Source organism: Butyrivibrio sp. XPD2006 (genome assembly GCF_000420865.1).
In the GTDB taxonomy this organism is placed as follows: domain Bacteria; phylum Bacillota; class Clostridia; order Lachnospirales; family Lachnospiraceae; genus Butyrivibrio.
Window position 1 is genome coordinate 151,839 of record NZ_ATVT01000001.1, and the last position, 13,908, is coordinate 165,746.

General features: G+C 44.6%; 10 protein-coding genes and 1 other RNA gene. 9 read left to right on the forward strand and 2 right to left on the reverse strand.

The genetic code is table 11. From position 1 onward, the window contains the following. Positions 1-54: 54 nt before the first annotated feature. Positions 55-410, forward strand: a transfer-messenger RNA (tmRNA) gene (gene ssrA, locus G590_RS20950). A 64-nt stretch (positions 411-474) separates the two neighbouring features. On the opposite strand, the gene G590_RS0100755 is transcribed toward ssrA, so the two are convergent. After that, entirely contained in the window at positions 475-1,851 is a 1,377-nt protein-coding gene (locus G590_RS0100755) for an MATE family efflux transporter (RefSeq protein WP_022763756.1), read from the reverse strand. Positions 1,852-2,030: 179 nt separating this feature from the next. Between G590_RS0100755 and proB the strand changes: the two genes are divergently transcribed. Next, entirely contained in the window at positions 2,031-2,828 is a 798-nt protein-coding gene (proB, locus tag G590_RS0100760; protein ID WP_022763757.1) for a glutamate 5-kinase, read from the forward strand. A 70-nt stretch (positions 2,829-2,898) separates the two neighbouring features. Here the strand turns inward: proB and G590_RS0100765 are convergent, their stop codons facing one another. Continuing rightward, positions 2,899-3,468 carry a hypothetical protein gene (locus G590_RS0100765; RefSeq protein ID WP_022763758.1) on the reverse strand — a complete coding sequence of 190 codons (570 nt, stop codon included), beginning with the start codon at positions 3,466-3,468 and terminating at the stop codon, positions 2,899-2,901. Between the two features lie 151 nt (positions 3,469-3,619). Here G590_RS0100765 and G590_RS17920 point away from each other — a divergent pair, with 151 nt between their 5' ends. From G590_RS17920 to G590_RS0100800, 7 genes are all read left to right on the forward strand, one after another. Then, the gene (locus G590_RS17920; protein WP_035762132.1) at positions 3,620-6,424 is read left to right on the forward strand and encodes an FtsK/SpoIIIE family DNA translocase; all 2,805 of its coding nucleotides are present in this window, start codon (positions 3,620-3,622) and stop codon (positions 6,422-6,424) included. Continuing rightward, positions 6,425-8,101 (forward strand): formate--tetrahydrofolate ligase, encoded by a 1,677-nt coding sequence (locus G590_RS0100775; RefSeq protein WP_022763760.1) that lies wholly within the window; start codon positions 6,425-6,427, stop codon positions 8,099-8,101. It begins immediately after the preceding gene. A 9-nt stretch (positions 8,102-8,110) separates the two neighbouring features. Then, positions 8,111-8,968 (forward strand): bifunctional methylenetetrahydrofolate dehydrogenase/methenyltetrahydrofolate cyclohydrolase FolD, encoded by an 858-nt coding sequence (gene folD / locus G590_RS0100780; RefSeq protein WP_022763761.1) that lies wholly within the window; start codon positions 8,111-8,113, stop codon positions 8,966-8,968. Positions 8,969-8,983: 15 nt separating this feature from the next. Continuing rightward, complete coding sequence (locus tag G590_RS0100785) at positions 8,984-10,429, forward strand: chitobiase/beta-hexosaminidase C-terminal domain-containing protein (protein WP_022763762.1); 1,446 nt, start codon at positions 8,984-8,986, stop codon at positions 10,427-10,429. A gap of 13 nt (positions 10,430-10,442) precedes the next feature. Next, positions 10,443-11,318, forward strand: coding sequence for a sulfide/dihydroorotate dehydrogenase-like FAD/NAD-binding protein (locus tag G590_RS0100790; protein ID WP_022763763.1), 876 nt, complete (start codon positions 10,443-10,445; stop codon positions 11,316-11,318). A 22-nt stretch (positions 11,319-11,340) separates the two neighbouring features. After that, positions 11,341-12,723: an NADPH-dependent glutamate synthase gene (gene gltA, locus G590_RS0100795; RefSeq protein WP_022763764.1), complete on the forward strand. Its 1,383-nt coding sequence runs from the start codon at positions 11,341-11,343 to the stop codon at positions 12,721-12,723. Between the two features lie 156 nt (positions 12,724-12,879). Continuing rightward, complete coding sequence (locus tag G590_RS0100800) at positions 12,880-13,908, forward strand: hypothetical protein (protein ID WP_022763765.1); 1,029 nt, start codon at positions 12,880-12,882, stop codon at positions 13,906-13,908.

Here is a 13,908-nt window from a genome sequence, read left to right on the forward strand (position 1 = left end):
AGGTTATTGATTTTATCATCAAAAGCCGATATACTTATAAAGCAAATTGAATAAGGGTTAGTAAAGGTTTCGACAGGGATTTTGAAGCTGGAGAAGCTATCCGAAGGACGGTTGCGTTAAACCTCAAATTAAAATTAAACGCTAACGATAATTTAGCACTCGCTGCCTAAGTGCGGCGCGTCGGCTCTGATGCACCTACACATCAGATAACCGGCGTCAAACTTTGTAGGAAACGACATGGGGGATGCCTCGACTTCATGGACGTATCAGGGGCTACCGATTATCTGCAGTTGCCGGTTACCGCAGGTATGAGGGAACAGGAATGCAGAATTCCGAAATAACAGGCTATGATAGTAGAAGGACAGGGGATGAATTTTTGGACGCGGGTTCGACTCCCGCCTAATCCACTAAAAAACGGCTCAGTAGAGCCGTTTTTTGTTGTTTGATGAGACACCGGGGACGTTTTATTTACTATTATAAAGCGATGGCTTTGTTTCTCCATTTTCCGAATCTGTAGAAGAGAATACTCATTACGGCGCCGATTCCCCAGGCTATTAGCAGAGAATAGTAGATCATATCCTGATTGCCCAGTGGAAGAGCCTCGGATTTAGTGAGGTATACCATAAGATAGGCAAGTGGCATACGCAGGAAAAAGGTCTCTATGATGGAAATCCACATAGGAGTTACAGTATCGCCTGCTCCACGCATGACACCTGTAAGAGCCTGAATTATGGCCATTAACAGGTAACCTGCTGCAAGGATTCTCATGATATGCATACTGAGATCAATAAGTTCTTCTGTATCAGTGAAGATTCCCATGAGGTGTCTTCCAAAGATAAGGATAACAGCAACGATCAGTACTGAGAACATAAGTGACATGAAAAGTCCCTGGCGTGAACCCTTTTCAACTCTTTCTTTATCGCCGGCGCCGATATTCTGGCCTGCAAATGTAGTAAGAGCTGAACCAAAAGAGAAGATTGGAAGAACCGCAAAACCGTCAACACGCTGGACCATGACGTTGGCAGTAATAAGCTGTTCTCCGAAAGTATTGGTAAGTGACTGTACAAGGACAATTGACATGGAGAAAATAGCCTGAGTTATTCCTGAAGGAAGGCCCAGCCTTATAATCTGTCCTGCATACTGTCCGCTCCATTTAAAGTATTTAAATCCGAAATCAAAGGTATCATTCATTCTGCGAAGTCTGTCTATGCAAAGAACTGCTGAAATGCCCTGAGCGATGATGGTTGCAAGAGCAACACCGGGTACGCCGAGCCCCAGCTTTGCTACAAATAATATATCGAGTACGATATTGATTACGCTTGCTACAATCAGGTATATAAGGGCCGACATTGCATCTCCGAGACCTCTTAAAACACCGCTAAGGATATTGTAAAATCCCAGTCCGATGCTACCGAGGAACAGAATGACAAGATAGTCTGTCGCCCAGTCCAGAATGCTATCCGGTGTCCTGAGCAGCACCAGCATCGGTCTTGCAATGGCAACACCGATGATCGTCATCAGAACTGATGCAATAAGGATAAGTGTTACACAGTTACCGATGGTGAGGGACAAAGCGTTTCTGTCCCTTGCGCCTAGGTACTGGGCAACCATGATCGTAGCACCCATACTTATTCCTATAAAGAGAACCAGAAGGAGGTTCAGAATTGGAGCAGCACTTCCTACAGCAGCAAGAGCGTTGTCGCCAACGTATCTTCCGACAACGATACTGTCTACTGTACTGTATAACTGCTGAACAACATTTCCAAGGAGCATTGGAACCGTGAACTTAAGTATCTGCTGCCAAGGTGTTCCTATTGTCATATCAATTGCTTCAAATGCTTTAGTCTTCATAATTTATCCTCATATTTCAAATCAAATCCCAAATTAAATTGCACGCAATCTAATATACTCTTTTTTTATCCCAATTTCAAGTCCTGGGAATTAAGTTCTTGATTTCTCGGACTTCAGTTATATAATAGGGATATGTGTTTTTAACAAATTAAAGTGTGAAATTATATAAGAGGAGAGCCATGACACTTAGTAAAAAGAGAATTGTGGTCAAGGTTGGTACTTCCACAATAACAAATGAAGATGGCAATGTAGACATCAGAGCACTGGACCATTTGTGCAGAGCTCTTTCGGGGGTAGAGAATCTCGGATATGATCTTGTGCTTGTTTCATCCGGAGCTATCGCGGTCGGCGCTAATAAGATGAGACTGGCCCAGAAACCCAAGGAGATCAGAATGAAGCAGGCTGCAGCTGCTGTAGGCCAGACTGAACTGATGCACCTGTATGACAAGTTCTTTTCAGAATATGGAAGAATGGTAGGTCAGATCCTTCTTGATAACGGAGATATCACTGACACAATTAGGAGCGAAAATCTGAAGAATACCTTTGATGCACTCCTCGAGAATCACATTATTCCTATAGTTAACGAGAACGACTCTGTCAGCCATGCAGAAATTGAATCTGAGAAAAAGCTCTTTTCGGATAACGATATGCTTTCTGCAGTGGTTGCAGTATTCTGCAAGGCAAGTAAACTTATTATTTTCTCTGATATTGACGGACTCTATGACGGCAATCCCAAGACTGATCCCAATGCCAAGGTCATCAGCAGGGTAGAGGAGATTACGGAAGAACTCAAGAATGTAGCATCAGGATCGGGCTCAAATCGCGGAACCGGCGGTATGATCACCAAGCTTGAAGCTGCAGAACTTGCAACCTCTCATGGAATAGATGTACTCGTTACAAATGGCAAAAACCCGGAGAAGCTCTACGATGTAATTGAGAAGAAGAAGGTTGGAACGCTGTTTGTAGCAAAAAAATGATAAAGGTCCAAAAATAAAACGCTATCGTTGTGCAAGCACAAGATAGCGTTTTGCTTTTGTCCCTATATCATCATACATTTTCGTGATATTTGTCATAAATCTCTGTAAGATAAGTCTTAACAATCTGAATGTTAGCCATTTTGCGAAGATCTGCATTGCCCATAAGTACTGAAATCTCATCGGCAAGAAGAAGCATGTTGTAGATCTCAAGCTTAAACTCATTACGTGTAAGCTGGTCTACGTTGACCTCCATAAGAGGTGATCCGAGCTTCATGGTTACATTCTCATCAGCGATTCCGGTAAGAACCATACGTGTCTCGGGGTCGAAGTTTACGTAGAGGATGAGATGCTCTTTCTCGTGCTTTTTAAGGGTGGTGGGATTCTGATGTGATGTCTCCATCCACTCGAAAAGATCAGCCTCATCGGGATGCATGAGGTACTTGGTGAGCTCCTCTTTATGCTTCTCGACGTACTGCATATATTTGCTGGCGTTAGGACCTGTATAAGCAAGTTCTACCTTTACACCGTTATCTGTCTTGACAAGACGGCATTTCTCAGCAACTTCCTTGATCTTAAGGGAAGTTTCGGTGTTGCCGATCATCTTAAATGTGCCGGTTTCCAATTCCTGTGTAAATTCCATTATGTTCTCCTTCACTATTTATCTGGACTAAACTTAAATCAGTAGTTAGTATAGCATAAAGGATTTAAAAATGGTATACTATCTAAGGTCTGTTCACGTATAATTAACAGATCGAATTTATAAAAGAAAGTTTTGTGACGGGTAGGATATAGTGGCAAATACGAGGGGAAATTCTACCAGGAGATCTACAGGAAGATCATCCGGGTCTAAAAGTACATCATCAAGGCGTAAGAATGTACGGGAGGAAGAGCTGGATTATTCTTTAAAGAGCGAACTGATCGTGATTGGTGTGATCGCTCTTACCATTTTTCTTTTTCTTTGTAATTTCGGCGTATGCGGAGCACTTGGCAGCGCAGTAAGCGGTGTCTTATTTGGATTGTTCGGCATAACCGCATATATTGCGCCTATTGTCATACTTGCAGCTGTTGTGGTGGGAATCGCCAATTTTGGGTCGATTGCATCTATTCGCAAGATAGTTGCAGGTGTTGTTTTATTCTTTGTGATCGGAATGTTGGCAGAATTGCTGACAGGCAGACCACAGTCTTCAGAATCCTATGTAATAAAAGACATTTATTCAAAAGCCAGCGAACTAAAAAACGGTGGCGGTGTTTTTGCGGGCTCAATGGCCTATGCATCTTACAAGTATCTGTCCCTGGCTGGAACAGCTCTTTTGATACTTCTTATTGGCATCGCATCTATAGTTGTGGTAACGCAGCAGTCCTTCGTCAGAGGCCTCAAGAAGGGCGGGAGAAAGCTCATTGACAAGACCAGGCAGGAAGCTGACAACTACAGGGATTATGCCGAGAAGAGACGCGAGAAGATGGAAGCAAGACGCGCCGAGATTGAGGAAGAGAGGCGACTTGCCATCGAACAGAAGGAGGACGAGAAGATCCTCCGTATGGAGAAAAAGGTCAGCGGCGTGATGATAGATACTGCACTTGATAAGCAGGATGAGGACGGCGATGACTTGGGAGAGATAAAGCTCCACAACGAGGATAAAGGGAAATCGGAGAATCTCTTTATTCCCGATGAAGATGAGTTCCACGACGATATTCATGAGATCATTTTAAAGAACAGCAGTGATGCCATAGAAGAGATAGAATCTGCCGGAAGATATGATCCTGAAGAAGATGACGAGCCGGAGACAGATTATGAGCCGGATTACAGGGATGAGGATAACTTTGAACCTGAGCATGAACCGGTCAAAGAGCTTTCGCCTTCCATGAAAAAGCTTGTGGCAAGAGCAACAGATGAATTTGATTCCGAGGAAGACATTCTTCCGGATGTTCCTGTTCATGCAGAGCATCTCGGAAACGGAATGAACGGTGATTATGTGATCCATGCTCAGGACCACATTTCAAGAAGTGCCGGAGCTGACAGTACAATTAACGGCTCAAAGCCTTCTTCTGTAAATCTTGGTCCTGGACCTCACACAACGAGCCCGGGTATGGAAAAAGAGATTGAGAAGCATAAGAGAAGCGTACCCAAGAAATACGTATTCCCGCCTCTTAATCTTCTTGAGAAGGGTGTCAGGAACAAGAACACCGATTCGGCCAGAGCTCTTAAGGAGACAGCAGTCAAGCTTCAGGAAACACTTAAAACCTTTGGTGTAAATGTAACGGTTACCGATATAAGTCAGGGACCTTCAGTAACAAGATTTGAGCTTCAGCCTGAAGCCGGAGTCAGAGTCAACAAGATCGTCGGACTTGCAGATGATATCAAGATGAATCTTGCAGCCAGTGACATAAGGATTGAGGCGCCTATCCCGGGTAAGGCAGCTGTGGGAATTGAGGTGCCAAACAAGGAGAACCAGGCAGTAGCACTCCGAGATCTCTTTGAATCCTCAGAATATCAGAACTTTTCATCCAAGCTTGCCTTTGCGGTAGGTAAAGATATTGCAGGTAAGGTTGTTGTAACCGATATTGCCAAGATGCCTCACCTTCTTATTGCGGGTGCTACAGGTTCCGGTAAATCGGTATGTATCAATACAATCATCATGTCCCTCATATATAAGGCAAAACCCGAAGAGGTGCAGATGATCATGATCGATCCTAAGATTGTTGAACTTTCTGTATATAACGGAATTCCTCATCTTATGATCCCGGTTGTAACAGACCCCAAGAAAGCTGCTGCTGCGCTCAATTGGGCCGTTGCTGAGATGACCAACAGATACAAGAAGTTTGCGGACACAGGTGTAAGGGATCTCAAGGGCTACAACAAGCTTGCAGCTGACAGTAAAGATCCGGATATGACTGTACTTCCGCAGATTGTTGTAATAGTGGATGAGCTTGCTGACCTCATGATGGTTTCTGCCAATGAGGTTGAGGATGCTATATGCAGACTTACACAGCTTGCGAGAGCTGCGGGCATCCACCTTATAATCGCAACTCAGAGACCATCCGTAGATGTTATTACAGGCCTTATCAAGGCCAATATGCCAAGCCGTGTTGCATTTGCTGTTTCAAGCGGTGTTGATTCCAGGACAATCCTTGATATCAACGGTGCCGAGAAGCTTCTGGGAAAGGGTGATATGCTCTTTTACCCTCAGGGCTACACCAAGCCCGCCAGAGTTCAGGGCGCATTCGTATCAGACAAAGAAGTGCAGGCGGTTACAGATTTCTTAAGAAATCAGGCTTCAGAGACCACATATAATGAAGAGGCTATGAATTCAATCGATAACATGGCAGTGGGCTCTGCATCCGGCGGATCATCCTCAGGTGATACGGGATCAGATAGAGACGAGTACTTTGTTCAGGCTGGGAACATTATCATAGAAAAAGAAAAAGCTTCAATCGGTATGCTTCAGCGCGTGTTCAAGATTGGATTTAACAGGGCAGCCAGGATCATGGATCAGCTCTGTGAGGCAGGCGTTGTAGGAGACGAGGAGGGCACCAAGCCTAGGAAAGTGCTAATGAGTAAGCAAGAATTTGACGCGTATGTGAATGGAGGAGATTAAATGGCTGTAAAGAGTGACATCGAAATCGCACAGGAAGCTAAAATGCTTCACATCAGAGAGGTTGCCGAGAAACTCGGAATTACCGAGGATGACCTTGAGTACTATGGCAAGTACAAGGCCAAGCTTACAGAGGAGTATCTTAAAAAGGTCGAAGGAAACAAAAAAGGCAAACTCATCCTTGTAACTGCTATTAACCCAACTCCCGCGGGAGAAGGCAAGACTACTACCAGTGTCGGCCTTGGAGATGCGCTTAACAGACTTGGCTATAAGACTGTTATCGCACTGAGGGAACCATCACTTGGACCATGCTTTGGTATCAAGGGCGGAGCAGCAGGCGGCGGATATGCCCAGGTTGTTCCAATGGAAGATTTGAACTTACACTTCACAGGCGATTTCCACGCCATCACTTCAGCAAACAATCTTCTTGCAGCACTTATAGACAACCATATTCAGCAGGGTAACGAACTTGGTATCGATACACGCCAGATAATATGGAAAAGAGCTGAGGACATGAACGACAGAGCCCTCAGAAATATAGTAGTAGGTCTCGGAGCTAAGGCAGACGGTGTTCCGAGAGAAGATCATTTTGTTATCACTGTTGCTTCCGAGATCATGGCAATCCTTTGCCTGGCAAGCGATATGGATGACCTCAAGGCAAGACTTTCAAGGATAATCGTCGCTTACACAAGAGACGGTGAGCCTGTAACTGCCGGCGATCTCAATGCAGTCGGCTCAATGGCAGCTCTTTTAAAGGATGCTATCAAGCCTAACCTTGTTCAGACCTTGGAGCACACACCGGTAATCGTACACGGCGGACCTTTCGCAAACATTGCACACGGATGTAACTCTGTAAGGGCAACCAAGACAGCACTCGGGCTCTCAGACTATACAGTTACTGAGGCGGGCTTCGGTGCTGACCTCGGTGCCGAGAAGTTCCTTGATATCAAGTGCAGGATTGCGGGTCTTAAGCCTGATGCAGTTGTTCTTGTTGCAACAATCAGAGCCCTTAAATACAATGGCGGAGTTGCCAAGAAGGATCTCGGAGAAGAGAATCTTGAGGCTCTCAAAAAGGGTATCGTAAACCTTGAAAAGCACATTGAAAATATCCAGAAATACGGTGTTCCGGTAGTTGTGACCCTCAATGCATTCCTTACAGATACCGAAGCAGAGATGGCTTATGTTAAGCAGTTCTGTGAAGAGAGAGATTGCAAGTTTGCTCTTTCAGAAGTATGGGCAAAAGGCGGAGAAGGCGGAGAAGCTCTCGCCAGGGAAGTTATAAACACAATCGAGACCAAGCCATCAAATTACGCACCTATATATGCTGATGATCTTTCTCTTACAGATAAGATCACCAAGGTCGCTACAGAGATCTACGGTGCAGACGGAGTGAACTTCCTTCCTGCAGCGTCAAGACAGCTTGCCAAGATTGAAGAGATGGGCTTTGGAAAGCTTCCTGTATGCATGGCCAAGACTCAGTATTCACTCTCTGATGACCCTAATATGTTGGGCAGACCAAGGGATTACAATATCACGGTTCGCGAAGCTTATGTATCGGCAGGAGCAGGCTTTGTAGTAGCACTTACAGGGGCTATCGTAACTATGCCCGGACTTCCCAAGAGACCTGCAGCCTTTGATATCGATGTAGATAAAGACGGCAAAATAGTCGGGCTTTTCTAAGGAGGATACATGAGCGCTAAGATTATTGACGGAAAAGCTATTTCACAACAGATTAAGGATGATCTTAAAGAGAAGACAGAAGCTCTTAAGGAAAACGGAATTGAAGTAACTCTGGCTGTAATCCTGGTCGGAGAGGATCCTGCATCTCAGGTTTATGTTCGCAACAAGAAGAGAGCCTGTGAGTATATAGGGTACAACTCACTGTCCTATGAGCTTCCGGCGGAGACCTCACAGGAAGAACTCCTAAAGCTTATTGATGAACTCAACGGAAGAAGAGATGTGGACGGAATCCTTGTCCAGATGCCGCTTCCAAAGCATATTGACGAAAAGACCGTTATAAATGCAATTGATCCTTCCAAGGACGTTGATGGTTTTCATCCGATGAATGTGGGAGCCCTGGTAGTTGGTGATAAAGGATTTGTGTCATGTACTCCCGCAGGAGTAATACAGCTTCTGAAAAGAGGCACTGACGGATACGACATTTCCGGCAAGGAATGCGTTATTATCGGAAGAAGCAATATTGTAGGCAAGCCGATGTCACTTCTGATGCTTAGAGAAAACGCTACGGTGACAATTGCTCACTCAAGAACCAAAAATCTTGAGGAAGTTTGTAAAAGAGCTGATATAATAATTGCAGCTGTCGGTAAAGCTGGCGTTATAACCGCAGATCATGTTAAGGAAGGAGCTGTGGTTATCGATGTCGGCATCAACAGAAGAGAAGACGGTAAGCTCTGCGGAGATGTTAAGTACGACGAGGTTTCGGAGATCGCAAGCTACATTACTCCGGTACCCGGAGGTGTTGGTCCGATGACTATCGCTATGCTTATGAATAACTGCTATGAGGCAGCTCTTTTGCACAATGCTTAATTATATGGAGTGCCAATGAAATGTCCCAAATGCGGGCTTGAAATTCCGGAAGGGCACATGTACTGTGACAATTGCGGTACAGAGATCAACATTGTGCCGGATTTTGAGCCGGAAGTAGAAAATGAAATAAATGCCACTCTATCCGGGGTGGCAGACGAACTTAATAGAGATGAGAAGGCCAAAGAGGAAAAGAGGCGAAAGAGAAAAGCTCTGCTTAAGGCTATTGCAAAGAGATGGAAGATAATTGTAGCAGCATTTGCAGCACTTATTCTTGTGATAGTATTTGCCTCTGTTTTCCTTGCATATCACAACAAGACTTCGCTGTATTATCTCAGTCTTGCTGAGTCTGCCAAGGCATCAGGTGATACAGCCGGTGCTATTGAGCAGCTGAAAGAAGGCAATAAACAGCATCCTGACAATTCAGACATAATTTTCAGAATGTCAGACTACTATTTGGAAGAAGGAGACTTTGAAGGTGCTGTTGATTCTCTGATGATTATTGTGGATTCGGGTCTTTTTCCGGAGGACAAGGTTAAATCTGCATATGAGAGTATTATGTCGATCTATAAGCAGACAGGAGATTTCAGCAAAGCCGGTGAGCTCTTTGCGGATAACGACTCAGAGACAGTAAAAGAATTGCGTTCCAAGTATGTTCCCAATGCTCCGGCCATTTATCCGGAATCCGGAACTTATGATATTGTAAATGTTAGTCTTAGAATGGTTGACGGATCAGGAAACGCAATTTATTATACCGTTAATGACGGTGTCCCGAGCGATGAGAGTATTCTGTATGAGAACGAGATCGTTCTGGAGAATGAAGGCGTATATAACATTAAGGCAGTTGCGGTTAATGAATACGGAATCAGTTCGGTTGTAGCAGAAAGCGAATATGTTATCGAAGCAGGAGCTGTACCCCCTCCTGAGATAATGGAACCAAGCGGTGAGTACAATCAGAATACGATGATTGTTGCTGTTACCAAGGCGGAGTATTCGATATTCTACACAACAGACGGCTCAGATCCCACCATGGAATCCAAGCAATACATATCTCCGATAACAATGCCTGTGGGTACAAGTCATTACAAATTCATTGCATATGACAATGACGGGAATTTCAGTGAGATTGTTGAAAGGGATTATCATCTTGTCTATTCAAGACTTGTTGCACCGGAACAGGCTGTTAACAGCCTTGTGAGCACACTTGTCAGACTTGATATTCTTCTGGACAATTCAGGAAAGGTCAGAGGAATTGAAGGTCACAATGAATATATTTATAACTCGATCATCGAGATAGAAGGTGCAGGTGAGTACTATGTTGTTGTTGAGAATCATGTTCTTAATGACGGAACAAGCGCACCTACTGGACTTATGTATGCCGTAAATACTCACGACGGAACCGTAAACAGACTTGGTTATGATTCCAGTGGCAAATATACACTGATAACAATATCTAATAGATAGGAGGAGAATTTTTATGTTCAAAATTTTGGAAGCCCGTGAGCTTACAACAAACATTTTTCAGATGATTGTTGAAGCTCCCCGTGTTGCAGGCTCATGTTTGCCGGGACAGTTCCTCATCATCCGCGTCAATGAGGATGGAGAGAGAATCCCGCTTACAATCTGTGACTACGACAGAGAGAAGGGGACTGTTGAAATCGTTGTTCAGGCTATCGGTGCAGAGACCTACAAACTTTCCAAGCTTAAAGCTGGGGATGAGCTTGCTGATGTTGTAGGACCACTTGGAAAACCGTCTGACCTTGTTGAGGAAGATATCGAAGAACTCAAGAAGAAAAAGATTGTTTTCATCGCGGGAGGTGTCGGAACAGCTCCTGTATATCCACAGGCTAAGTGGCTCAAGGAGCACGGCGTGGATTGTGACGTAATCATCGGTGCCAAGAATAAAGACCTTGTTATTCTTGAGGACAGATTCAAGGAAGTATGTAACCTTCACATCACAACAGATGACGGATCCTACGGCAGAAGCGGTATGGTAACGGTAGCGCTTCAGGATCTCTGGAATGAAGGTCATAAGTATGATCACTGCGTAGCAATCGGACCTATGATCATGATGAAATTCGTCTGCAAGCTCACTAAGGAGCTTGGAATTCCTACAATCGTAAGCATGAATCCAATCATGGTTGACGGAACAGGTATGTGCGGCGCCTGCAGACTCACTGTTGGCGGAGAAGTTAAATTCGCTTGTGTAGACGGTCCTGAGTTTGATGGTCACAAGGTTGACTTTGATCAGGCCATGAACAGAATGAAGCTCTATAAGACTGAGGAGGGCAGACTCATGCTCAAGGCTCAGGAGGGCGACACTCACCACGGCGGATGTGGCAATTGCGAATAATCATGAATAAGGAGGCAAACAAATGGATGGTTTTGTAAGAGTTCCTGTTCGTGAGCAGGACGCAAAAGAGAGAGCTAAGAACTTCAAGGAAGTATGCCTTGGATACAATAAAGAAGAAGCAGAGAATGAGGCTACAAGATGCCTTAACTGCCCAAATCCCAAGTGCGTTGCCGGATGTCCTGTATCTATCGATATTCCCGGATTTATCCAGAAGGTTAAGGAAGGCAATGTTGAGGAAGCTTATCAGGTTATCAGTAAATCCAGTGCACTCCCTGCAGTATGCGGACGTGTATGTCCTCAGGAGAGCCAGTGCGAAGGCAAGTGCGTAAGAGGTATCAAGGGCGATCCTGTTTCTATCGGTAAGCTTGAGAGATACGTTGCCGATACAGCACGTGAGATGGGCATTAAACCGGAAGGTGCCAAGGAGAAAAAGGGCAAGAAGGTTGCCGTTATCGGTTCAGGCCCTTCAGGTCTTACCTGTGCAGGCGATCTTGCCAAGATGGGATATGACGTAACTATTTTTGAGGCTCTTCATGAGGCCGGCGGAGTACTTGTTTACGGTATTCCTGAGTTCCGTCTTCCTAAGGATGCTGTTGTTAAGAAAGAAATCGAGAACGTTAAGTCTCTTGGCGTTAAGCTTGAGACAGACGTTGTTATCGGTAAGAGTGTTACTATAGATGAGCTCATGGAGAAGGAAGGCTTTGAGGCTGTATTCATCGGATCCGGTGCAGGACTTCCAAGATTCATGAATATCCCCGGCGAGCAGGCTATGGGTGTATTCTCAGCTAACGAGTATCTTACAAGAAGTAACCTCATGAAAGCTTTTGATGAGAACTCAACTACTCCTATCATGAGAGCTAAGAAGTGTGTTGTTGTCGGCGGCGGAAACGTTGCGATGGATGCAGCAAGAACAGCCCTTCGTCTCGGAGCTGAGGTTCACGTTGTTTACAGACGTGGTGAAGAAGAGCTTCCTGCACGTAAGGAGGAAGTACACCATGCCAAGGAAGAGGGAATCATCTTTGATCTTCTCACAAACCCTGTTGAGATCCACGCAGACGAGAACGGATGGGTAAAGAGCATTACATGTATCCGCATGGAGCTTGGCGAGCCTGATGAGTCAGGAAGAAGAAGCCCTGTTGAGATCCCCGGTTCAGAGTTTGAGATTGAGTGTGATGCAGTTATCATGTCTCTCGGAACATCACCTAACCCTCTTATCTCTTCAACAACTGAAGGTCTTGAAGTTAACAGAAGAAAGTGTATCGTTGCTGAGGAAGCAAACGGTCAGACCTCCAAGAAGGGCGTATTTGCCGGTGGAGATGCTGTTACCGGAGCTGCTACAGTTATCCTTGCCATGGGAGCAGGAAAAGCTGCTGCAAAGGGTATCGACGAGTATCTTTCAAAGTAATTTATTGAGTGCAGACTGCCACAGATTATTCTGTGGCAGTTTTTTATTGAAATAAAGTCTAATTCTTAAGAAATCTTAAGAATTTTCGACGGTAAATCTTAAGAATTACCTGATACCATGGTATAATAACAAAGTTAGTGAAACGGAGATTATATCATGAACAAAGAAGAAAAAATAAAGATTGCGATTACCGCAGGTATCGCGTCGGTAATACTGCTTATTCTTATTCTTTTCCTTGCTCTTTCAGGAAAAAACAAGGGTGATGAAGCGAAGATGAATGCAAGCATCACGGATTATGCAAACAGCCAGGCGTCATCAGATGCATCGGTGGGAACAGTCGCAGCAGATGCTGCTTCTACAGCGAGTACAGAAGAGGCAGCTTCAGACAGCTCTACAACAGCAGCCTCACAGCCGGCCACTTCAGAATACAAGGACACAGCTGAGAATTCAGTTTCTGGAAACAGCTTTTATGCAACAAATACTGCTGTTTTAAAGGATGTTTATAAGGGAGTCAAATACGATGCCAAGAGCCAGATGAAGGAGATGTATACATACTGGGCAGAGGGAAACACAGAGGCAGTAAGAGATCTTGCGCATCTTGAAAGATTTGAAGTAATGTCATACAGTTTACAGGGCAGTAATGATTTCTTTTACTACGGAGATACTACAGGAGACGGCTTTCCAAACGGTAAGGGACTTGCCATATATGCCAATAACCAGTACTACTTCGGAGACTGGTCGGAGGGTGTCAGAAGCGGACAGGGAACATGGATCTCTTTTTATCCGAATTACAGTCAGTATGTAGTAAAAGAGCATATGTATTCCGGTGAGTGGGCATCAGACCTTCCAAATGGTCAGGGCCAGGAGCACTATGACTATGTTTCTGAGAATATGAATGATAAGGATATCTATTTGCAGAATGCCATTGGCGGTTTTAAGGATGGCAACTATAATGGTGATATGTACATAATCATCGTCGATAAAAACGGCGATACTACCGAATGGGATGGCAAATGCAATGCTGGTACCTGGGAGCAGGTATTATACGCAGCTGTTGATTCCAAGGGTAAGATTCCGGTACTTAGCCTTCGAGAGGACAATGAGCGTCATATTTACATGACAGAAGAAGGCGCCAAGGGGAATGGCGTAACAGGAATCATAACCGGCGGAAGTGTACGTAAATAA

Coding starts and splice junctions, on each gene's coding strand:
- G590_RS0100755 (WP_022763756.1), bottom strand. CDS start 1,851: ATGAAGACTAAAGCATTTGAAGCAATTGATATGACAATAGGAACACCT.
- proB (WP_022763757.1), top strand. CDS start 2,031: ATGACACTTAGTAAAAAGAGAATTGTGGTCAAGGTTGGTACTTCCACA.
- G590_RS0100765 (WP_022763758.1), bottom strand. CDS start 3,468: ATGGAATTTACACAGGAATTGGAAACCGGCACATTTAAGATGATCGGC.
- G590_RS0100775 (WP_022763760.1), top strand. CDS start 6,425: ATGGCTGTAAAGAGTGACATCGAAATCGCACAGGAAGCTAAAATGCTT.
- folD (WP_022763761.1), top strand. CDS start 8,111: ATGAGCGCTAAGATTATTGACGGAAAAGCTATTTCACAACAGATTAAG.
- G590_RS0100785 (WP_022763762.1), top strand. CDS start 8,984: ATGAAATGTCCCAAATGCGGGCTTGAAATTCCGGAAGGGCACATGTAC.
- G590_RS0100790 (WP_022763763.1), top strand. CDS start 10,443: ATGTTCAAAATTTTGGAAGCCCGTGAGCTTACAACAAACATTTTTCAG.
- gltA (WP_022763764.1), top strand. CDS start 11,341: ATGGATGGTTTTGTAAGAGTTCCTGTTCGTGAGCAGGACGCAAAAGAG.
- G590_RS0100800 (WP_022763765.1), top strand. CDS start 12,880: ATGAACAAAGAAGAAAAAATAAAGATTGCGATTACCGCAGGTATCGCG.